Raw genomic sequence first — 21,653 nt, forward strand, 5'->3', positions numbered from 1 at the left:
CATAACGAAAAGTTATAACCTTATTAAAACTACGGCATTGATAAACATTTTCAATATCATTTAATTAACTATAATGAACCAACTGCTTACGCGGCATTAACACGTTTGCCGCCCGACAATAATGGAGATGATTATGAGCTATACCCTGCCATCCCTGCCGTACGCTTACGACGCCCTTGAGCCGCATTTCGACAAGCAGACGATGGAGATCCATCACACCAAACACCACCAGACTTACGTTAACAACGCCAACGCGGCGCTGGAAAGCCTGCCAGAATTCGCCAACCTGTCCGCTGAAGAGCTGATCACCAAACTGGATCAACTGCCAGCTGACAAGAAAACCGTACTGCGTAACAACGCGGGCGGCCACGCTAACCACAGCTTCTTCTGGAAAGGCCTGAAAACCGGCACTACCCTGCAGGGCGACCTGAAATCCGCTATCGAGCGCGACTTCGGCTCCGTTGAGAACTTCAAAGCTGAGTTCGAAAAAGCGGCTGCTACCCGTTTCGGCTCTGGCTGGGCGTGGCTGGTTCTGAAAGGCGACAAGCTGGCGGTCGTTTCTACTGCTAACCAGGACTCCCCGCTGATGGGTGAAGCGATCTCTGGCGCATCCGGCTTCCCAATCCTGGGCCTGGACGTGTGGGAACATGCTTACTACCTGAAATTCCAGAACCGTCGCCCGGACTACATCAAAGCCTTCTGGGACGTTGTAAACTGGGACGAAGCTGCGGCACGTTTCGCTGCTAAAAAATAAGGTTGCAAAGCCTTCTGTGAGAAGCGAGTCTGATGACTCGCTTTTTTTATACCCACAATCTGCACAAGGAGCCGCGATGGACTATCCCGTTAATGTATTCACCGGAAAAATAAGGGACTACGAGGGTAGCCGCCCGAGCGCGATTGCCAAACTGCAGGTTGATGGCGAACTGACGTTAACCGAGCTGGGTCTGGCGGGCGATGAGCAGGCGGAAAAGAAAATCCACGGCGGGCCAGAGCGCGCGCTGTGTCACTATCCGCGCGAGCATTATCAGCACTGGGCGAGCGAATATCCCGCTCAGGCCGATCTGTTCGTCGCTCCGGCGTTTGGCGAAAACCTGTCAACCGAGGGGCTGACGGAGAAGAACGTCTTTATCGGCGATATCTTTCGCTGGGGCGAGGCCCTGATCCAGGTGACCCAGCCGCGTTCCCCTTGCTTCAAGCTCAACTTCCATTTCGGCATTAACGACATGGCCACGCAAATGCAGAACGCGGCGAAAACCGGCTGGCTCTATCGCGTGGTGCTGGCAGGGCAGGTATCGGCGGATGCGCCGCTGACGCTCGTCTCCCGCCTGAGCGACGTTTCGGTGCATGACGCCTGCGCCATCGCCTGGCATATGCCCTTTGACGACGAACAGTATCAGCGCCTGCTGTCTGCGGCGGGCCTGTCGACCAGCTGGACGCGAACCATGCAGAAGCGGCGTCTTAGCAACAAGATTGAAGACAATTCCCGGAGATTGTGGGGAAACCAGGCCGGGTAAGCGAAGCCGCTACCCGGCACAACAGTTACGAACGTTTGTAGAGCGGCAGCCAGAGGGTTAACCGCAGCCCACCGAGCGGGCTGTCGTCCGCTTTGACCCAGCCGCGATGCTGCTGCATGGCGGTCTCGACAATCGCCAGACCCAGCCCGGTGCCGCCAGATTCACGGTCGCGGGCTTCGTCGGTACGGTAGAACGGACGGAAAATCTGCTCACGATCTTCCGGGCTGACGCCAGGACCATCGTCATCCACGTTAATGGTGATGCCGTCTTTATCCACCGAGAACGCCACCTCGATTTTGGTATGCGAATAGCGCAGGGCGTTACGGACGATATTCTCCAGCGCGCTTTCCAGCGTGTTGGGGTTACCGTACAGCGGCCACGGGCCCGGCGGGAAGTTGACGGTGAAGGATTTCCCCATCTGCTCCGCTTCGAATGCCGCGTTATCCAGCACCTCATGCCACAGGTGGTTGGCTTTCACCGTTTCGCTGACCAGGGCGTTTTTTTGCTGATTGCGTGACATCACCAGCAGGTCGTTGATCATGCTGTCCAGACGGTGCGCCTCCGTTTCGATACGCTCCAGCTCCTTGCTCTCACCGCTGCGACGACGCAGCAGGGCAGTACCCAGCTGCAGGCGCGTTAACGGAGTGCGCAGTTCGTGGGAGATATCCGAGAGCAGGCGCTGCTGGGTGGTCATCATCCGCTCCAGCGCCGTTACCATCTGATTAAAGCTGGCACCCGCCGCCAGGAACTCCTGCGGCCCGGCTTCCAGCTCAGGATGCTGTCGCAGGTTGCCCTGCGCCACTTCATCCGCAGCGTTTTTCAGTTTGCGAGCCGGCTTCGCCAGACTCCAGGCGAGCCATAACAACAGCGGTGAACTCACCAGCATGGTGACAATCAGCAGCAACAGCGGGCGGTCGAACAGCAGGTTGATAAAGTCGGACTGGGAACTGCTCGCCGGGCGAATCAGGTAGAGCTGGTAATTATCCTCCCCGTCATTGACGGAGAACGGCCCCACCATCTCCACACGACCGTATTTCTTCTTCTGCGGATGATCGGCATTATCGGCCTGGCCAATGAAGTTACGGATGATCTGCATTTCATTGCGGTCCGCACCAATCACACGGCCTTCGCTGGTGACCAGCAGCAGGCGCTGCCCGGGAGGCGCCCATTTTCAATCGCGCGAAATAGCCTGCGCCACCACATCAAATCGTTGGGCGGATCGATGGCCAGCTCTGCTTCTACGTGTTGCTCGATCATCACACCCTGACGTTGCTCGCTGTCGAGGAGCTCCGTCATCTGGCGTGAGTCGAGTTTTGGCAACATCAAAACCAGCATTAAAACCAGTGCCAGCGTCAGCCAGAAAATGGCGAAGATGCGGGCGGTTAAGCTGCCTATCATGAAGCGGAAACCATCAGATAACCGCGTCCACGCAGGGTTTTAAACCACGGGTGACCGTCTTTGCGTTCCGGCAATTTACGGCGCAGGTTGGAAATGTGCATATCAATGGCGCGGTCGAAAGGCGTCAGGCGTTTACCCAGCACTTCCTGGCTCAGATGTTCACGCGATACCACCTGGCCGAGATGCTGTGCCAGCAGGTAGAGCAGGGTGAATTCGGTGCCTGTCAGCTCCAGCGCCTGGCCGTCAAAGCTGGCTTCCTGGCGGCCTGGGTTCAGGCTCAGGGAGTCCACTTCGAGCGTTGGTGAGCCGTTGTCGGTGTTCTGCTGCTGCTCGCTCCAGTGGGAACGACGCAGGATCGCACGTATACGGGCAACCAGTTCGCGGTCGTTAAAAGGTTTAGGCAGATAGTCATCCGCGCCCAGCTCAAGGCCGAGTACGCGGTCAAGTTCGCTGCCGCGTGCGGTCAGCATAATGACAGGTGTCTGGTGTGTCTGGCGCAGCTCTTTAAGGGTGTCGATACCGTTTTTCTTCGGCATCATGACGTCGAGCAAAAGCAAGTCGATGCTATCGTCGAGTAGACTCAGCGCCTGTTCCCCATCATGGGCAACCGACACGTCAAAGCCTTCCATGTCGAGCAACTCCTTTAAAAGGGATGTCAGCTCTCGGTCATCATCAACTAACAGGATTTTATTCATTGTTTAAATACCTCCGAGGCAGAAATTACGTCATCAAGGCTCTCTAATCCATGACTTTACGTTGTTTTACACCCCCTGACGCATGTTTGCAGCCTGAATCGTAGACTGTCTCTCGTTGAATCGCGACACGAAAGATTTTGGGAGTAAGTGATGCGCATAGTTACCGCTGCCGTCATGGCCTCAACGCTGGCGTTTAGTGCATTTAGCCAGGCTGCTGGAGCTATCACCGGCGATAACCGTTCCTCAGCAGAGGGTATTGCGCAGCAAAGCGGCCAGGGCCATATGTTTGACGGCATAAGTTTAACCGAACATCAGCGTCAACAGATGCGAGATCTGATGCAGCGGGCCCGGCATGAACAGCCCCCTGTTAATGTTAGCGAAATGGAGACAATGCATCGCCTTGTCACCGCAGAAAATTTTGACGAAAACGCTGTACGCGCTCAGGCAGATAAGATGGCGCAGGAACAGGTTGCCCGCCAGGTCGAGATGGCCCGGGTCCGCAACCAGATGTTTCACCTGTTAACGCCAGAGCAGCAAGCGGTTTTGAACCAGAAACACCAGCAACGTATGGATCAGTTGCGCGAGGTTGCACGGATGCAGAAGAACGCCGAATCGACGCTTTTTAGTAGCAATACCCGTAGTAACCAGTAGACCCTGTTTTCCTTGCCATAGACACCATCCCTGTCTTCCCCCTCATGATGAGGGGGTTTTTTTTGCCCATCATTAAAATGCGTTAACCCTTTATTCATCTTATTGACTCCCCTGCATCCGTTATACTAGCGGCATAGCATGACAGGAGTGTTTATGAATCAATCCTATGGACGGCTGGTCAGCCGGGCCGCAATCGCCGCGACGATCATGGCGTCGTGCCTGTTAGTGATTAAAATCTTCGCGTGGTGGTATACCGGTTCGGTCAGTATTCTGGCGGCGCTGGTCGACTCCCTGGTGGATATTGCCGCCTCGGTCACTAACCTCTGGGTGGTGCGCTACTCTCTGCAGCCGGCAGATGAAGAGCATACCTTTGGCCATGGCAAAGCGGAGTCGCTGGCGGCGCTGGCGCAAAGTATGTTTATCTCCGGTTCGGCGCTGTTTCTCTTTTTGACCGGTATTCAGCACCTGTATACCCCGTCGCCAATGAAAGATCCCGGCGTTGGCGTAGTGGTGACAATAATTGCACTTATAAGCACATTAGTTCTGGTAACGTTCAGCGCTGGGTGGTACGCAAAACCCAAAGTCAGGCGGTACGGGCGGATATGCTTCATTATCAGTCTGATGTTATGATGAACGGCGCGATTCTTATTGCGCTCGGTCTGGCCTGGTATGGCTGGCACCGGGCCGATGCGCTGTTTGCGTTAGGGATTGGATTCTATATTTTATACAGTGCGTTACGTATGGGGTACGATGCGGTGCAATCGCTGCTCGATCGCGCACTGCCAGACGCAGAACGGCATGAAATCTTTGAAATTGTGACCTCCTGGCCAGGCGTCAGTGGCGCTCACGATCTTCGCACGCGGCAGTCAGGGCCGACCCGCTTTATTCAGATTCATTTAGAAATGGAAGATAACCTGCCGCTCGTTCAGGCACATCTGGTGGCTGAGCAGGTTGAGCAGGCGATTTTGCAGCGTTTCCCGGGGTCAGACGTCATTATTCACCAGGATCCCTGCTCAGTCGTACCTAAGCCAGGCAATGGACATTTTGAGCTTTCGTAATTCGTTGTAAAAAAGTGAACCAGGGCAGCATTTTGTGGAAAAATAACCGCCATTTGGTCTGACCTGAATCAATTCAGCTGGAAGTGGTTGATATACTATTTGCAGTATTCGTTGGTCGATAGACGTCTTCCGGCAACAGATTTCATTTTTGCATTCCTAAGTTCAGAGGTAGTCATGATTAAGAAAATCGGTGTGTTGACAAGCGGCGGTGATGCGCCCGGCATGAACGCAGCAATTCGTGGCGTGGTTCGTGCTGCGTTGACGGAAGGTCTGGAAGTTTTTGGTATCTATGACGGTTATCTGGGCCTGTATGAAGATCGTATGGTGCAGCTCGACCGCTACAGTGTTTCCGACATGATTAACCGTGGCGGCACCTTCCTGGGCTCCGCACGCTTCCCGGAATTCCGCGACGAGCGCATCCGTGAAGTGGCTATCGAGAACATGAAAAAACGTGGCCTGGACGCGCTGGTTGTTATCGGCGGCGACGGCTCCTACATGGGTGCAAAACGCCTGACTGAAATGGGCTTCCCGTGCATCGGTCTGCCAGGCACCATCGACAACGACATTAAAGGTACCGACTACACCATCGGTTACTTCACTGCGCTGGGTACCGTTGTTGAAGCGATTGACCGTCTGCGCGACACCTCTTCTTCTCACCAGCGTATCTCAATCGTTGAAGTAATGGGCCGCTACTGTGGCGACCTGACCCTGGCGGCAGCGATTGCTGGCGGCTGTGAGTTCGTGGTGGTTCCGGAAGTGGAATTCAGCCGTGAAGACCTGGTGGCAGAAATCAAAGCCGGTATCGCCAAAGGTAAGAAACACGCTATCGTTGCCATCACCGAGCACATCTGCGACGTGGACGAGCTGGCGAAGTACATCGAAACCGAAACCAAACGCGAAACCCGCGCTACCGTTCTCGGCCACATCCAGCGCGGCGGCTCACCGGGTCCTTACGACCGTATCCTGGCTTCCCGTATGGGTGCCTACGCGATTGAGCTGCTGCAGCAGGGCTTCGGCGGTCGTTGCGTCGGTATTCAGAACGAAAAACTGGTTCACCATGACATCATCGACGCTATCGAAAACATGAAGCGTCCGTTCAAAGGTGACTGGCTGGACTGCGCGAAAAAGCTGTACTAATCAGCTGTTTGTTGCCGGGTGGCGGCTGCGCCTTACCCGGCCTACAAAAGCAGGGTTCGTAGGCCCGGATCGCTGTGCGCCACCGGGCTTTTTTCTGTGCACAATACCGCTTTTTATTCCCGCAAGTTATAGCCAATCTTTTTTTATTCTTTAATCATTGGTTCGCTTTCTGGCACGCTGCATTCATCAAACACAACATTAAGAGAGTTGGACGATGAACAAATGGGGCGTGGGGTTAACTTTATTGCTGGCATCGACCAGCGTTCTGGCAAAGGATATCCAGTTACTGAACGTTTCTTACGATCCGACACGTGAGCTGTACGATCAGTACAACAAAGCGTTTGCCGCACACTGGAAACAGGAAACCGGCGATAACGTCGTGATCCGCCAGTCTCACGGCGGCTCCGGCAAGCAGGCGACCTCGGTGATTAACGGTATCGAAGCCGACGTCGTGACCCTGGCGCTGGCGTATGACGTGGATGCCATTGCAGAACGCGGCCGTATCGATAAAAACTGGATCAAACGCCTGCCGGACAACTCTGCACCTTATACCTCCACCATCGTGTTCCTGGTGCGCAAAGGCAACCCGAAACAGATCCATGACTGGAACGATCTGGTTAAGCCGGGCGTGTCGGTCATCACCCCGAACCCAAAAAGCTCTGGCGGCGCACGCTGGAACTATCTGGCGGCATGGGGTTACGCCCTGCACCAGAACAATGGCGATCAGGCTAAGGCTCAGGAGTTCGTAAAAGCGCTGTTTAAGAACGTCGAAGTGCTTGATTCCGGTGCGCGCGGCGCGACCAATACCTTTGTTGAACGCGGCATCGGCGATGTGCTGATTGCGTGGGAAAACGAAGCGCTGCTGGCAACCAACGAGCTGGGCAAAGACAAGTTTGAAATCGTTACCCCAAGCGAATCCATTCTGGCTGAGCCAACCGTCTCCGTTGTCGACAAAGTGGTGGACAAGAAAGGCACCCAGGCCGTGGCGGAAGCCTACCTGAAGTACCTTTACACCCCGGAAGGCCAGGAGATCGCCGCGAAGAACTTCTACCGTCCTCGTGATGAGGCGGTGGCGAAGAAATATGAGAACGCGTTCCCGAAACTGAAGCTGTTCACTATCGATCAGGTCTTCGGCGGCTGGACGAAAGCGCAGAAAGATCACTTCTCGAATGGCGGCACCTTCGATCAGATCAACCAGCGTTAATTGTCTCTTAAAGAACGACACGGTGACCCGGTGCGAGAAATCCGCCGGGTTTTTTATTTGGTCATCTTTATGCGTTACTCTTTCACTTCAGATGGATACAGGTAACGCGCTGTGAAAAAAATAATCGTGCTGGTGCTGGTTATCATCGTACTCGCTGCGGGCGGCTGGCTGTGGATGAAAACGGGTAACCCAAATGCGCTACGGCATATCGTTCTTGACCAGTGTGTGCCCAATCAGATGCAAAACCGTAACCCGGCACCCTGCGCGCAGGTTAAGACGGATGCGGGATATGTGGTGTTTAAAGACCGCAACGGGCCGCTGCAGTATCTGCTGATGCCAACGTACCGCATCAACGGTACCGAAAGCCCGCTTCTGATCGAGGCCCATACGCCGAATTTCTTCTGGCTGGCGTGGCAGTCGCGCAACTTTATGAGCATGAAGCAGGGGAGCAGCGTGCCTGACAGCGCGGTTTCGCTGACCATTAACTCCCCGACCGGTCGCACGCAAAACCATTTTCATATCCACATCTCCTGCCTGCGCCCGGACGTGCGCGAGAAGCTCAATGCGAATCAGGGCCAAATCAGCACCCAGTGGCTGCCGTTCCCCGGCGGGCTGGAAGGGCATGAGTATCTGGCGCGTCGGGTAACGGAGGCTGAGCTGGTGAAGCGCAGTCCGTTTATGATGCTGGCAGAAGAGCTGCCGGAAGCGCGCGACCATATGGGGCGTTTTGCGCTGGCGATGGCGCAGCAGTCCGACGGGTCGTTTGTGCTGCTGGCAACCGAGCGAAATCTGCTGACGCTTAACCGCGCATCTGCTGAGGAATTGCAGGATCATCAATGCGATATCCTGAATTGACCCCACCATAAATAGCGTTTACTCGCCCTGCCTGTCGCCGTAGACTTGCTGAAAAATTCTACAGGAGACAGGTATGTCGCTCTGGTTAACTCATCCGCTGTTTCTGCCCTCGCTGATCGTCGGCGTCACTATTGTGCTCTGGGCCACCTCGCTGCTGCCGGAATTTATCACCGCGCTGCTGTTTTTTACCGCGGCGATGATCGCCAGAATTGCGCCGCCAGAGGTGATCTTTGGCGGTTTTGCATCGTCGGCGTTCTGGCTGGTATTCAGCGGGTTTGTGCTGGGCGTGGCGATCCGCAAAACCGGGCTGGCGGACAGGGCGGCGCGGGCATTATCCTCCAGGCTGACCGACTTCTGGCCGCTGATGGTGGCAAGCGTGGTGCTGCTCACCTATGCGCTGGCGTTTGTTATGCCTTCCAACATGGGGCGTATTGCGCTGCTGATGCCCATTGTGGCGGCGATGGCGAAGCGGGCGGGCATTGTCGACGGCTCCCGGGCATGGTTCGGCCTGGCGCTGGCGGTGGGGTTTGGCACCTTCCAGCTGTCGGCCACTATCCTGCCTGCCAACGTGCCCAATCTGGTGATGAGCGGGGCGGCGGAGGGCTCGTACGGGATCCATCTCAACTATGTTCCGTACCTGCTGCTGCATACCCCGGTGCTGGGCATTCTCAAGGGCCTGATTCTGATCGGCCTGATTTGCTGGCTGTTTCCTGGTGCGCCCAAACCGGCGCAGGATCTGACTCCGTCGGAGCCCATGGGCCGCGACGAAAAACGCCTCGCCTGGCTGCTGGCGGTGGTGCTGGTGATGTGGGTGACCGAAAGCTGGCACGGCATTGGCCCGGCGTGGACGGGGCTTGCGGCGTCGGTTGTGGTGATGCTGCCGCGCGTGGGTTTTATTACCGGGGAGGAGTTCTCGGCCGGGGTGAATATGCGCACCTGTATCTACGTGGCGGGCATTCTGGGGCTGGCGATCACCGTGACGCAAACCGGGATTGGCAATGCCGTGGGTGAGGCGTTGATGCGGGTGATGCCGCTGGATGCCGACGCGCCGTTCACCAGTTTCCTCGCGCTGACCGGCATCACCACCGCGCTGAACTTCATCATGACTGCCAACGGCGTGCCGGCCCTGTACACCACGCTGGCGCAAAGCTTCTCGGATGCCACCGGCTTTCCGTTATTATCGGTGATCATGATTCAGGTGCTGGGGTATTCCACGCCGCTGCTGCCGTATCAGGCGTCGCCGATTGTGGTGGCGATGGGGCTGGGAAGGGTGCCTGCGCGGGCGGGGATGCTGCTCTGTCTGGCGCTGGCGGTGGCAACGTATCTGGTGCTGCTGCCGCTGGATTATCTGTGGTTTAGCATGTTGGGACGGCTGTAAAAAAGCCCGGTGGCGCTGGCGCTTACCGGGCCTACAGAACCGTAGGGCGGATTAGCGAAGCGCCACCCGCCACAAAGGCAATTACGCCTGTTTAGCGGCTTCTGCTGCTTTAACGATCACCGCGAAAGCGTCTGCTTTCAGGGATGCGCCGCCAACCAGCGCGCCGTCGATGTCCGGCTGGGTGAACAGCTCAGCGGCGTTTGCTGCGTTTACGGAACCGCCGTACTGGATGATCACTTGCTCAGCAACTTTCGCGTCGGCTTTCGCAATGTGGTCACGGATGAATTTGTGAACGGCCTGAGCCTGTGCTGGGGTTGCAGATTTGCCGGTACCGATCGCCCATACTGGCTCGTAAGCGATGACCGCGCCTTCAAACGCTGCCGCGCCCTGAGTGGTCAGCACTGCGTCGATCTGACGTGCGCACACTTCTTCAGTTTTGCCCGCTTCGTTTTCTGCTTCGGTTTCACCGATGCACAGAACCGGGATCAGACCCTGCTCTTTCAGCACCGCGAATTTCTTAGCGATGAACTCGTCGGACTCTTTGTGATAGGTGCGACGCTCAGAGTGGCCGATGATGATGTATTTCGCGCCGATATCTTTCAGCATTTCAGCGGAGGTTTCACCGGTGAACGCGCCAGACAGGTTAACGTCAACGTTCTGAGCACCCAGAACGATGTGGCTGCCGTCAGCCGCTTTCTTAGCCATATCCAGGTACATGTCCGGCGGAGCGATAGCAACAGCACAGCCAGTCACGCCAGCCAGCTCTTTACGCAGGTTAGCTACCAGTTCGTTTACCATGTGGCGGCTGCCGTTCAGTTTCCAGTTACCCATCACTAAAGGATGTCGCATTTCAATTCTCCACGCTCAAGAGCGAATTAAGGAATATGGCCACCCGATTGGGCAGCATGGTCTGTGAATCAGTATAGAGATTTTCCCTCGAAAGGCTTTGCTTTTTGTCATTAATTCGAGCCGCCAAGAGTCTCAGATAACGCCAGCTTAATCGGTTCAACAGCGAAGGTCAGCCCCTTTTCGCCGTTATCTGCCACCACATAGCGAACCGCGCCTTCCGTTTCGGCGTAGTAGCGTTTGTTTTTACCGGCGGTAAGCAGCTTTTGCAGTTTTTGCTGGCTCTGGGATTTGGTCAGCGCCGGAGTAAACGCCCGCAAAATTGCGCTCATATACTCCAGCGCTTTCGCTTTGGCGGCTTTCTGTTCCGGCCCCTGAATCGGCAGCCAGGTGATCTGCATACTCTTAATTTTGAGGGTTCCACGCTCCAGCGCTGTGGAGGCGTACAGATTCTCATTAATTTTGCTGGCAGCCCGGGTCAGGTTCGGGGTATCGCGGGCGCCGTCGATGGAGCGAAACTCACTCAGCGGCAGGGTTGGATTATCCTGATTAAAGGTTTCACGGAACAGGCTAATGGACTGATCGAACGTCGGCGCGCCCGGCATCACGTAGGGTGCGGTAGCCGGTGCGGAGGTCTCGGCAGCACGCAGAGAAAAGCTCGCACTTAACAGTGTTAAACCCAGCCAAATAAGGTGACGCCACATCTTCATCAATAAAGTCTCTGAATGTTACTGCCCACGATTAAAACGGGATCCGGCTGGCTTGTCAAAAGGATGCGACTCCAGGGTAAACTACGCTCCGCAATGATTTTAAGGAACCTGACATGACCATACAGCAGTGGTTGTTTGCATTCAAAGGGCGTATTGGACGCCGTGATTTCTGGATCTGGATTGGTGTATGGATTGTCGCCATGCTGGCTCTGTTTATTTTTGCCAATAACGCGTGGCTGAGCACCCAGACGGCGGCCTTCGCGCTGGTGTCGCTGCTGTGGCCGACCGCAGCGGTGTTAGTGAAACGTCTGCACGATCGTGGACGTTCAGGGCTGTGGGCGCTGCTGGTGGTGCTGGCGTGGATGCTGCTGGCTGGCAACTGGTCGATGCTCCCTTCCATGCTGCCGTGGGTGGTTGGCAGGCTGATCCCCACCGTTATTTTTGTGATGATGATTGTCGACCTGGGCGCGTTCGTTGGCACCCAGGGCGAGAATAAATACGGTAAAGATACGATCGACGTGAAGTACCGCTGATTACCAGTAGTGCTCTGCGGTCATATGGCCCGGCCGACGGCGTAAATGTTTGGTCATCTGCCGGGTCTCTTTCAGCAGCTGCTGGGTGTCGCGCACCATCTGCGGGTTACCGCACAGCATCACATGGCTGGTGGCTGCATCCATTTTCAGACCTACGGCGGCTTCCAGTTCGCCATTTTCAATCAGGGCAGGAACGCGCCCGTTGAGTGATCCCGCGACGGTTTCGCGGCTCACTACCGTCTGGATTTTCACTTTTCCTTCATAGCGCTTCTGCAGCTCCTGCATCAGCGGCAGGTAGCTCAGGTCTGCGGCATAGCGCGCGGCATGCACCAGCACGATATTGTTGAAGCGGTCGAGGTCTTGCCCGTACTGCAGGATCGACAGGTAAGGGCCGATGGCGGTACCGGTCGCCAGCATCCACAGCGTTTCGCAGTCGGGTACTTCATCCAGCACGAAGAAGCCAGCGGCTTCGCTGACAATCTGGATCTCATCGTCGGGTTTTAGTGCCGCCAGGCGCGGGCTGAGTTTGCCGTCGGGGACGGTGACAAGATAGAACTCGAGATCCGGGTTATCCGGCGCGTTGACATAGGAGTAGGCGCGCTGCACGCGTTCGCCGTCGATCTCCAGCCCCAGCTTGGCAAACTGCCCCGCCGTGAAGGGGTGGATGGGCGCGTGAACGGTGAGACTAAATAGCGCATCGGTCCAGAACTCTACCTTTTTAACTTTGCCTGTTACCCAGTCTGCCATGATGTTCTCCTGTGCTTATGTCGGGATCTATCTTCCTTTCCTGGAGGGGAGATTTCCAGCCCGGGCGGGCCGGAAAGCTCAATTGATCAAACGGTTTTACAGAATGTGGGTCTGCACGTCGGGATCTTTGCGGTCCAGATAGTGAATCGACTGGATGCGGCGAATGGTGCGTGATTTACCCCGGATCAGCAGCGTTTCGGTGGTGGCCATGTTGCCTTTGCGGCTGATGCCGTCCAGCAGATCGCCTTTGGTGATCCCGGTGGCGGAGAAGATGACGTTATCGTTGCGGGCCATATCGTCCAGACGCAGCACGGTGTTGGCTGCAATCCCCATTGCCGCGCAGCGGGCCAGCTCCTGCTCGCCGATACGGCGGTTCTCTTCGCTGTCCCCTTTCACGTCATGGCGCGCCAGCAGACGCCCGTGCATATCCCCGTCGAGGGCGCGGATCACTGCGGCAGAAACCACCCCTTCCGGTGCGCCGCCGATGCCGTACAGCACGTCGACTTCGCTGTCTGGCATGCAGGTGAGGATGGAGGCCGCCACGTCGCCGTCGGGGATGGCGAAGACGCGCACGCCGAGCTGCTGCATCTGGGCAATCACCCCATCGTGGCGCGGTTTAGCCAGGATAGTGACCGTCAGTTCGCTCAGCGGTTTATTGAGCGCGGCGGCGATGTTACGCAGGTTATCCGCCAGCGGCAGATTGAGGTCGATAACCCCTTTTGCGCCAGGGCCGACAATCAGCTTTTCCATATACATATCCGGCGCGTTGAGGAAGGTGCCTTTATCGCCCACGGCCAGCACTGCCAGCGCATTAGCCTGGCCCATGGCGGTCATGCGGGTGCCTTCAATCGGATCCACGGCGATATCCACCGCATCGCCTTTGCCGGTCCCGACTTTCTCGCCGATATAGAGCATTGGCGCTTCGTCGATTTCACCTTCGCCAATCACGATGGTGCCGTCGATGTTGACCTGGTTAAGCATGATGCGCATGGCGTGGACGGCTGCGCCGTCAGCGGTATTTTTGTCGCCACGGCCAAGCCACTTATAGCCTGCCAGGGCGGCAGCTTCGGTTACGCGGGAAAACTCGATAGCAAGTTCACGTTTCATCAGATACTCGTGCAATCAAAAGGAATTGCACGAAGTTTATCACAGAGTGGGGTGGGGTGCGGGCTGGGTCCCCCTCACCCCGGCCCTCTCCCCAAAGGGGCGAGGGTGTTCAAGTTCCCTCTCCCCTTTGGGGAGAGGGTTAGGGTGAGGGGTAAGGGGTAAGGCTTGTCTTACTCGTCGTGCTCTTCCCACGCCAGGGCGCGTTTCACCGCTTTCTTCCAGCCGCTGTAGCGGTAGTTGCGCTCGGTGGTTTCGATGCCCGGGCGGAATTCGCGTTCAATGACCGCTTTTTCCTGCAGTTCGTCCAGATTCTGCCAGAAGCCCACCGCCAGACCGGCAAGATAAGCCGCACCCAGCGCCGTCACTTCACGCACTTCCGGGCGCTCCACGCGGGTACCCAGAATGTCGGACTGGAACTGCATCAGGAAGTTGTTGGCAACCGCGCCGCCGTCCACACGCAGGGCGTGCAGGCGAATGCCGGAGTCGGCCTGCATCGCTTCCAGCACGTCGCGGGTCTGATAGGCAATCGACTCCAGCGTGGCGCGAATGATGTGGTTGGAGTTCACCCCACGCGTCAGGCCGAAAATCGCCCCGCGCGCATAGGGATCCCAGTACGGCGCACCCAGCCCGGTAAAGGCTGGCACCACGTACACGCCGTTGGTATCTTTCACCTTGGTGGCGAAATACTCTGAGTCAAAGGCGTCGCTGATCAGCTTCATCTCGTCGCGCAGCCACTGGATGGAAGCTCCCGCCATAAACACCGCGCCTTCCAGGGCGTAGTTTACTTCCCCGCGCGGGCCGCAGGCGATGGTGGTCAGCAGGCCATGCTCCGATTTCACCGCCTTCTCGCCGGTATTCATCAGCATGAAGCAGCCGGTGCCGTAGGTGTTTTTCGCCATCCCTTCCTTCACGCACAGCTGGCCAAACAGCGCCGCCTGCTGGTCACCGGCGATCCCGGCGATAGGAATACGCGTGCCGCCCTTACCGCCGATATTGGTCTGGCCGTAGATTTCCGAGGATTTACGCACCTGCGGCAGCATGGCGCGCGGAATGTCCAGCGCCTCCAGCATCTTGTCATCCCATTCCAGGGTGTTGATGTTGAACAGCATGGTACGCGAGGCGTTGGTGTAGTCGGTCACGTGGACGCGGCCCTGGGTCATCTTCCAGATAAGCCAGGTATCCACGGTGCCGAACAGCAGTTCGCCGCGTTTTGCCCGCTCGCGGGAGCCTTCAACGTGGTCGAGGATCCATTTCACCTTGGTGCCGGAGAAGTACGGGTCCACCACCAGGCCGGTGGCGCTACGCACGTACTCTTCCATACCGTCGCGCTTGAGCTTCTCGCAGATATCCGCGGTGCGGCGGCACTGCCAGACGATAGCGTTGTAAATCGGCTTACCGGTTTCGCGCTCCCAGACGATGGCCGTTTCACGCTGGTTGGTGATACCGATAGCTGCGATCTCGTCGGAACTGATATCGGCTTTCGCCAGCACTTCAACCAGCGTTGAGCTTTGCGACGCCCAGATTTCCATTGGATCGTGCTCGACCCAGCCTGGCTTCGGATAAATTTGCTCGAATTCGCGCTGTGACACGCTGACGATGTTCGCGTCATGATCCATAACGACAGCGCGGGAGCTGGTCGTGCCCTGGTCGAGCGCAACGATATATTTTTTGTCGGTCATAGTTGTGGTCCCGTAGTCAGATTACAGCGAAGCGTTTTGTTGTGTGGCGGAGGAGGTGTCCTTCTCCTCGGCGACACAGGTGTCACACGGCAGGTGGCGGCCAATCAGTTTACGATAGCCGAAGGCACCCAGCGCAGCACCTACAATGGGGCCGAACAGCGGCACCAGGAAATAAGGAATATCTTTACCGCCGGTGAAGGCAACGTCGCCCCAGCCCGCGAAGAAGGCAAACGTCTTGGGTCCCAGGTCGCGCGCCGGGTTCATGGCAAAGCCCGTCAGCGGTCCCATTGATGCACCGATTACCGCAATCAGCAGGCCAATCAGCAGCGGTGCCAGCGGCCCGCGTGGAATGCCGTTGCCGTCATCCCCCAGGGCCATAATGACGCCCATCAGGATCGCGGTAATCACCATTTCCACCGCGAAGGCCTGCACAAAGTTTATGTGCGGATTCGGATAGGTGGAGAAGATACCCGCCAGCTCAAGGCTTTCGGTACTGCCGCGCACCATCTGGTGCGTCTGTTCAAAGTCGATAAACAGATTGTAATAGAGCCCGTAAACTAACGCCGCTGCACAAAAGGCACCGGCAAACTGCGCAACAATGAAGGGGATCACCTTGCGTTTGTCGAAGCAGGCAAACAGCCACAGCGCGATGGTGACCGCAGGGTTGAGATGCGCACCAGAAACACCCGCCGTCAGGTAGATGGCCATCGCCACGCCCAGACCCCAGATGATGCTGATTTCCCACTGCCCGAAACTTGCGCCCGCCACTTTCAGTGCAGCCACACATCCTACGCCAAAGAAAATCAACAACCCAGTACCCAGGAACTCTGCGATGCACTGGCCTTTTAAGGTTGATGTTTCACTCATAATCGGATCCTGAAAAGAATTAATGGTTATTGTTGGCGCGGCGATTGTCGAAACCGCCACGATGTCCTGTAGACATAGTGTTAATTTATCGTTAACGAGCAAAAACGAGAAATATCGAACTTAAAATGTGTGTGCCGCGTCAACAAAATGAGCGATAACGCGCCATAAAGTGTGTGCGAGCGTTAATGAGCGAATGCGGGTTGAAGCATCCCGTTAACTAAAGTGTTAACAATTTAGGGGTATATGGTGCGAACGCACCAGGAGGAGGCTGAAAAGTGTTGCAAACCGCAATCTGCGCGGTCTGCCGCTGGACAGGGAGGGCGGGGCTCCATACAATCGACACCAGGTGTTGTGCGCGTTTACGTCAAGCGTCGCCTTGCAAATTCAGGAGAGGTAGGATTATGTCGTTAGAAGTGTTTGAGAAACTGGAATCCAAAGTACAGCAGGCGATTGATACCATCACCCTGCTGCAGATGGAAATCGAAGAGCTGAAAGAAAAAAACAACGCGCTGTCGCAGGAAATTCAGACTGCTCAGCACGGTCGCGAAGAGCTGGAGCGTGAAAACCACCACCTGCGCGAACAGCAGAACGGCTGGCAGGATCGTCTGCATGCCCTGCTGGGACGTATGGAAGAAGTCTGATTCCCGTTATCTTTTACGCTTAACGGCGTGAGAGAGAATGAGCAGGCCGGGTAAGGCGAAGCCGCCACCCGGCTTTTTTATTACTCGATATCCAGCGGATCTTCAGAGAGGATAATGCCGGTATTATCGGCATAGAGATGGTCGCCGGAGAAGAACGTCACACCGCCGAAATTAACGCGCACGTCGCTTTCGCCAATGCCTTCCCCTGCGGCACCCACCGGAATGGCAGCAATCGCCTGAATGCCCAGATCGAGCTCTTCGAGGTCGTCCACCTGACGCACCGCGCCATAGACCACAATGCCTTCCCATTCGTTTTGCATGGCAAGACGGGCCAGTTCGGCATCAATTAACGCGCGACGCACGGAGCCACCGCCGTCGATCAGCAGAATGCGACCACGGCCGTTCTGTTCGAGCAGATCGTACAGCAACCCGTTATCCTCAAAACATTTAACCGTGATGATTTGTCCGCCAAATGACGACCGTCCACCAAAGTTGGAGAACAGCGGTTCTACGACGTTAACATCTTCCTGGTAGATGTCACAAAGCTCGGAGGTATCGTATTTCATAGGTTTAACGCTCTGTTGCTGCAAGTGATTTCAGTATATCGCGCGAAATGCATTGTTTGCAAAATCATCAATTGTTAATTGATATTTGTCAGCTAATTTAGCGTCTGGCTGAGAACAATCCCTATCACGAACAACAGGTTAGTCAGTAACGCCCCTTTTACCGTGCGTTCCAGCATTGGCGGCATGGCCGAGGCGCTCTGCTCGCGCATCACGTAACGTGCCTGTTTGAACAGCAGCGGCGCGGCAAGGATGAACAGCCAGCCCCACAGACTGTGCAGCGACAGCAGATTAAACAGCGCCAGACAAAACAGTGCACCCATCAGCAGGCAGGCATGGTAGCGGCGCGCGTTCACCGGCCCTAAACGGACCGCCAGGGTGTTTTTACCGTTCTGCCGATCGCTGTCGATATCGCGCAGGTTATTGATATTGAGTACCGCCGTCGCCAGCAGGCCGCAGGCGGTGGCCGGCAGGAACAGGGCAGGGATCAGCGTGTGCGCCTGCAGATACCAGCTGCCCATCACGCTCAGCCAGCCGAAGAACACCAGTACGGAAATATCACCCAGACCAATGTATCCGTAAGGGCGGGTGCCGACGGTATAGGTGATCGCCGCGACGATGGCCAGCAGGCCGAGCACCAGGAAGCCAACCGCATCCGCCGGCGTTTTACAGGCCACCAGCACCAGCGCAATCCCGGAAAGACAGATCAGCGCGACGGTGATAATCAGCGCCCGTTTCATCTGCTCCTGGGTGATCACCCCCTTCTGCATCCCGCGCAGGGGCCCGATACGGTCAGGCTTATCGCTGCCCTTAACGGCATCGCCATAATCGTTGGCAAGGTTAGAGAGGATTTGCAGCAGACCGGCGGTTACCAGCGCCAGTGAGGCCACCAGCGGGTCAAAATGTCCCTGCCACCACGCGAGGGCGGTGCCGACAATAATGGCGGCGAAAGCGAGAGGAAGAGTTTTAGGACGCAGGCTTTCCAGCCAGGCACGTGTACGGCTGATTTCAGTCATAGTTATTTAGCCAATAAAAATGGGGCTTTTCAGCCCCATCATCAGTGATGAATATGCAATGACCGCGATTATAGGATAAAACGGCTCAGATCTTCATCTGCTACTAAAGCATCAAGGTGCTTACTCACATAGTCGGCATCAATGGTAATGCTCTCACCGTTAAGGTCGCTGGCATCATAAGAGATGTCTTCCATCAGGCGTTCCAGCACGGTATGCAGACGACGCGCACCGATGTTCTCGGTGGTTTCGTTAACCTGCCATGCGGCCTGTGCGATACGCTTGATACCGTCTTCGGTGAACTCGATGTTCACGCCTTCGGTCGCCATCAGCGCTTTGTACTGCACGGTGATGGAGGCGTTCGGCTCGGTCAGGATGCGCTCGAAATCTTCAGTGGTCAGCGCCTGGAGCTCAACGCGGATCGGCAGACGGCCCTGCAGTTCCGGGATCAGGTCAGACGGCTTGGCCACCTGGAACGCGCCAGAAGCGATAAACAGAATGTGGTCGGTTTTCACCATGCCGTGCTTGGTGGAGACGGTGCAGCCTTCAACCAGCGGCAGCAGGTCGCGCTGTACGCCTTCACGGGAAACGTCCGGGCCGGAGGATTCGCCGCGCTTACAGATTTTATCGATCTCATCGATAAACACGATGCCGTGCTGCTCAACCGCGTCGATAGCGTCCTGCTTCAGCTCTTCCGGGTTCACCAGCTTCGCCGCTTCTTCTTCAATCAGCAGCTTCATCGCGTCTTTGATTTTCAGCTTACGCGGCTTCTGCTTCTGCCCGCCCAGGTTCTGGAACATGGACTGTAGCTGGCTGGTCATCTCTTCCATGCCTGGCGGAGACATAATTTCTACGCCCATTGGCGCAGCGGCGAGATCGATCTCAATCTCTTTGTCATCCAGCTGGCCTTCACGCAGTTTTTTGCGGAACGCCTGGCGCGCAGCAGACGGCTCGGCAGGCTGCTCTGCCTGGCCCCAGTTGTTTTTCGCCGGTGGGATCAGCACATCCAGGACGCGCTCTTCCGCCATCTCTTCGGCACGATAGCGGTTTTTCTCGATGGACTGGACGCGAACCATTTTGATCGCGGAATCGGTCAGATCGCGGATGATAGAGTCCACTTCTTTCCCGACATAGCCCACTTCGGTGAACTTAGTCGCTTCGACTTTGATGAACGGCGCGTTGGCCAGTTTCGCCAGACGACGGGCGATCTCGGTTTTACCGACACCGGTCGGGCCGATCATCAGAATGTTTTTTGGCGTCACTTCATGGCGCAGCACTTCGTCCAGCTGCATACGACGCCAGCGGTTACGCAGGGCAATCGCCACAGAACGCTTGGCGTTATCCTGGCCGATAATGTGTTTGTTCAGTTCGCTGACAATTTCGCGTGGGGTCATTTCAGACATGAGAAATCCTTACGCCTTAGACGGCAATTCTTCGATGGTGTGGAAGTGGTTGGTATAGATGCAGATATCACCTGCAATATCCAACGCCTTCACAGCGATATCGCGCGCGCTCAGGTCGGAGTTTTCCAACAGCGCACGGGCGGCGGCCTGGGCGTACGGGCCACCGGAACCGATAGCAATCAGGTCATTTTCTGGCTGTACCACGTCACCGTTACCGGTGATGATCAGCGAGGCATTTTCATCGGCAACCGCCAGCAGCGCTTCCAGCTTGCGCAGCATACGGTCGGTACGCCAGTCTTTCGCCAGCTCAACGGCGGCTTTCACCAGATGGCCCTGATGCATTTCCAGTTTACGTTCAAACAGCTCAAACAGCGTGAAGGCGTCAGCGGTACCGCCCGCAAAACCGGCGATCACTTTGTCGTTATACAGACGACGCACTTTTTTCACGTTGCCTTTCATGACGGTATTACCCAGCGTGGCCTGGCCATCACCGGCAATCACCACCTGGCCGTTACGGCGTACACTTACTATTGTTGTCACGAGCAGACCCCCTGGTTACAAATTCGGAATAGAGGCCCCGAGCCAGTGCTCAGGGCTGAATAGAATGATAGATGGGGGGGGATTTTGGGGGTTTCAACCCCCGGAAGCGAGTCGAATGCAGTTTGCGTGACCTGCCATCTTCAGACGAGAGATGGTGCCATCGGCATTTTCTTTGCCTTTTACCGGGCCGATCACCACGCGATTCCAGCCGTTATTGGTGGTGATGCGTGAGTCAAAGCCCTCAAAGGCCAGCTGGGCACGCACGGTTTCCGCCTGCTCCGCGCCTTTAAATGAACCGCACTGTACCATCCAGCGACGTTCGTCTTTCTTCTCTGCCGTCTGCTTCGGTGCTTCGGTCTCTTTAGTGACCGGCGCGGCCTTCGGCTGCTGGGCGGTGGTATGCGCAGGCGTTTGCAGCAGATCCTGATACGGCTGCGCGTTGCTATTTTGCTTCGCAGGCTGCGTCTTCGGCTGTTGCGCCGGTTGCGTCTGCGCGGTACGTGGCTGCTGGTATGGCTGTTCCGTTGCCCGCGGCTGCGCTTTCGGCTGCTGTACCGTCTGGGTCTGCGCCCACTGCTGTTGTTGCTGAACCTGTTGCTGCGCCTGGCGCTGACGCTGCAGCGTTTGCTGGCGCTGTGCCGGCGTTTGCTCGTTCCACGGCACTTCGTTGAGCTGGGTAGGCTGCTGGCGCATATCGGCCTGCATCTGGGCCAGCAACTGGCGCTGTTCATTGGTTAACTGGGTCGGGTCCACCACTTCGCCACCGGCAGAAGGCTCGGTTGGTGCACGCACGCCCGGCTGGCGGCTTTCAAGCTCTTTAATATAGCGCCAGCGCTCTTCCGGTTTCGGAGGCAAGCCGTTGCCGACAACTTTGTTGCCCTGCAGCGCTTCTGCTTCTTCTTTTTTATGGTGCGTAATGAACCAGAGGCCGCCGATGAATGCCACCAGTACCGCCGCCGCAATCGCGACCATGGCAGGCGAGACCGTAGGCAGGCTGCGTTGCGGTTTCCGTGAGCTACTCTTTTTGCGTCGCGAAGGTGCCGGCTGGCCGCGACGTACATAATCTCGTTGTGCCACTATCGTTTCGCTGTATTTTTTCGTTTGTCAGCCCGTC

At 56.6% G+C, this 21,653-nt stretch carries 21 protein-coding genes and 2 pseudogenes; 10 read left to right on the plus strand and 13 right to left on the minus strand.

The window, feature by feature from the left end:
• Window positions 1-133 precede the first annotated feature (133 nt).
• Window positions 134-754, plus strand: a complete 621-nt coding sequence (gene sodA, locus K5I40_RS22265; protein ID WP_139563838.1) for a superoxide dismutase [Mn] — start codon at window positions 134-136, stop codon at window positions 752-754.
• A gap of 76 nt (window positions 755-830) precedes the next feature.
• Entirely contained in the window at window positions 831-1,514 is a 684-nt protein-coding gene (yiiM, locus tag K5I40_RS22270; RefSeq protein ID WP_223075626.1) for a 6-hydroxyaminopurine reductase, read from the plus strand.
• A gap of 25 nt (window positions 1,515-1,539) precedes the next feature.
• On the opposite strand, the pseudogene cpxA reads toward yiiM, so the two are convergent.
• Both cpxA and cpxR read right to left on the minus strand, forming a co-directional pair.
• Window positions 1,540-2,912, minus strand: a pseudogene (gene cpxA / locus K5I40_RS22275) (envelope stress sensor histidine kinase CpxA).
• On the minus strand, window positions 2,909-3,607 hold the full coding sequence (cpxR, locus tag K5I40_RS22280) for an envelope stress response regulator transcription factor CpxR (RefSeq protein ID WP_039032144.1): 699 nt from the start codon (window positions 3,605-3,607) through the stop codon (window positions 2,909-2,911). Before cpxR ends, cpxA begins: the two are co-directional and overlap by 4 nt.
• A gap of 150 nt (window positions 3,608-3,757) precedes the next feature.
• On the opposite strand from cpxR, the gene cpxP reads away from it, so the two are divergent.
• From cpxP to K5I40_RS22310, 6 genes and pseudogenes are all read left to right on the plus strand, one after another.
• On the plus strand, window positions 3,758-4,258 hold the full coding sequence (gene cpxP / locus K5I40_RS22285; RefSeq protein ID WP_223075625.1) for a cell-envelope stress modulator CpxP: 501 nt from the start codon (window positions 3,758-3,760) through the stop codon (window positions 4,256-4,258).
• Between the two features lie 153 nt (window positions 4,259-4,411).
• Window positions 4,412-5,316: pseudogene (gene fieF / locus K5I40_RS22290) on the plus strand (CDF family cation-efflux transporter FieF).
• Window positions 5,317-5,490: 174 nt separating this feature from the next.
• A complete protein-coding gene (gene pfkA, locus K5I40_RS22295) occupies window positions 5,491-6,453 on the plus strand; it encodes a 6-phosphofructokinase (RefSeq protein ID WP_039032141.1) in 963 nt (320 codons plus the stop codon).
• A 214-nt stretch (window positions 6,454-6,667) separates the two neighbouring features.
• Window positions 6,668-7,657, plus strand: a complete 990-nt coding sequence (locus K5I40_RS22300; protein WP_039032140.1) for a sulfate ABC transporter substrate-binding protein — start codon at window positions 6,668-6,670, stop codon at window positions 7,655-7,657.
• Window positions 7,658-7,768: 111 nt separating this feature from the next.
• On the plus strand, window positions 7,769-8,512 hold the full coding sequence (locus K5I40_RS22305) for a CDP-diacylglycerol diphosphatase (RefSeq protein WP_223075624.1): 744 nt from the start codon (window positions 7,769-7,771) through the stop codon (window positions 8,510-8,512).
• 73 nt (window positions 8,513-8,585) lie between these two features.
• Entirely contained in the window at window positions 8,586-9,890 is a 1,305-nt protein-coding gene (locus tag K5I40_RS22310; protein WP_223075623.1) for an SLC13 family permease, read from the plus strand.
• An 81-nt stretch (window positions 9,891-9,971) separates the two neighbouring features.
• Here K5I40_RS22310 and tpiA read toward each other — a convergent pair whose 3' ends face one another.
• Window positions 9,972-10,739 (minus strand): triose-phosphate isomerase, encoded by a 768-nt coding sequence (tpiA, locus tag K5I40_RS22315; protein ID WP_223075622.1) that lies wholly within the window; start codon window positions 10,737-10,739, stop codon window positions 9,972-9,974.
• A 110-nt stretch (window positions 10,740-10,849) separates the two neighbouring features.
• Window positions 10,850-11,446 carry a DUF1454 family protein gene (locus tag K5I40_RS22320; RefSeq protein WP_223075621.1) on the minus strand — a complete coding sequence of 199 codons (597 nt, stop codon included), beginning with the start codon at window positions 11,444-11,446 and terminating at the stop codon, window positions 10,850-10,852.
• A gap of 113 nt (window positions 11,447-11,559) precedes the next feature.
• Here K5I40_RS22320 and K5I40_RS22325 point away from each other — a divergent pair, with 113 nt between their 5' ends.
• A complete protein-coding gene (locus K5I40_RS22325) occupies window positions 11,560-11,979 on the plus strand; it encodes a DUF805 domain-containing protein (RefSeq protein ID WP_138370890.1) in 420 nt (139 codons plus the stop codon).
• Here the strand turns inward: K5I40_RS22325 and fpr are convergent, their stop codons facing one another.
• The 4 genes from fpr to K5I40_RS22345 all read right to left on the minus strand — a co-directional run bounded on the left by fpr (window position 11,980) and on the right by K5I40_RS22345 (window position 16,379).
• Window positions 11,980-12,726, minus strand: a complete 747-nt coding sequence (gene fpr, locus K5I40_RS22330) for a ferredoxin--NADP(+) reductase (protein ID WP_223075620.1) — start codon at window positions 12,724-12,726, stop codon at window positions 11,980-11,982.
• Window positions 12,727-12,822: 96 nt separating this feature from the next.
• A complete protein-coding gene (gene glpX, locus K5I40_RS22335; RefSeq protein ID WP_138370888.1) occupies window positions 12,823-13,833 on the minus strand; it encodes a class II fructose-bisphosphatase in 1,011 nt (336 codons plus the stop codon).
• A 170-nt stretch (window positions 13,834-14,003) separates the two neighbouring features.
• Window positions 14,004-15,512, minus strand: a complete 1,509-nt coding sequence (glpK, locus tag K5I40_RS22340) for a glycerol kinase GlpK (RefSeq protein WP_039032132.1) — start codon at window positions 15,510-15,512, stop codon at window positions 14,004-14,006.
• Between the two features lie 21 nt (window positions 15,513-15,533).
• Window positions 15,534-16,379 carry an MIP/aquaporin family protein gene (locus tag K5I40_RS22345; protein WP_039032131.1) on the minus strand — a complete coding sequence of 282 codons (846 nt, stop codon included), beginning with the start codon at window positions 16,377-16,379 and terminating at the stop codon, window positions 15,534-15,536.
• Window positions 16,380-16,780: 401 nt separating this feature from the next.
• Between K5I40_RS22345 and zapB the strand changes: the two genes are divergently transcribed.
• Complete coding sequence (gene zapB / locus K5I40_RS22350) at window positions 16,781-17,020, plus strand: septal ring assembly protein ZapB (protein ID WP_039032130.1); 240 nt, start codon at window positions 16,781-16,783, stop codon at window positions 17,018-17,020.
• 80 nt (window positions 17,021-17,100) lie between these two features.
• On the opposite strand, the gene rraA is transcribed toward zapB, so the two are convergent.
• The 5 genes from rraA to ftsN form a co-directional block, all read right to left on the minus strand.
• Window positions 17,101-17,586: a ribonuclease E activity regulator RraA gene (gene rraA / locus K5I40_RS22355; protein ID WP_039032129.1), complete on the minus strand. Its 486-nt coding sequence runs from the start codon at window positions 17,584-17,586 to the stop codon at window positions 17,101-17,103.
• A 92-nt stretch (window positions 17,587-17,678) separates the two neighbouring features.
• Window positions 17,679-18,605, minus strand: a complete 927-nt coding sequence (gene menA, locus K5I40_RS22360; RefSeq protein ID WP_138370887.1) for a 1,4-dihydroxy-2-naphthoate polyprenyltransferase — start codon at window positions 18,603-18,605, stop codon at window positions 17,679-17,681.
• A 62-nt stretch (window positions 18,606-18,667) separates the two neighbouring features.
• Entirely contained in the window at window positions 18,668-19,999 is a 1,332-nt protein-coding gene (gene hslU, locus K5I40_RS22365; RefSeq protein WP_039032127.1) for an HslU--HslV peptidase ATPase subunit, read from the minus strand.
• Between the two features lie 9 nt (window positions 20,000-20,008).
• Window positions 20,009-20,539 carry an ATP-dependent protease subunit HslV gene (hslV, locus tag K5I40_RS22370; RefSeq protein WP_039032126.1) on the minus strand — a complete coding sequence of 177 codons (531 nt, stop codon included), beginning with the start codon at window positions 20,537-20,539 and terminating at the stop codon, window positions 20,009-20,011.
• A gap of 93 nt (window positions 20,540-20,632) precedes the next feature.
• On the minus strand, window positions 20,633-21,616 hold the full coding sequence (gene ftsN / locus K5I40_RS22375) for a cell division protein FtsN (RefSeq protein ID WP_223075619.1): 984 nt from the start codon (window positions 21,614-21,616) through the stop codon (window positions 20,633-20,635).
• Window positions 21,617-21,653 lie beyond the last annotated feature (37 nt).

Origin of the sequence: Leclercia sp. LTM14 (assembly GCF_023736175.1) — a bacterium.
GTDB classification, from domain to species: Bacteria; Pseudomonadota; Gammaproteobacteria; order Enterobacterales; family Enterobacteriaceae; genus Enterobacter; species Enterobacter barmai.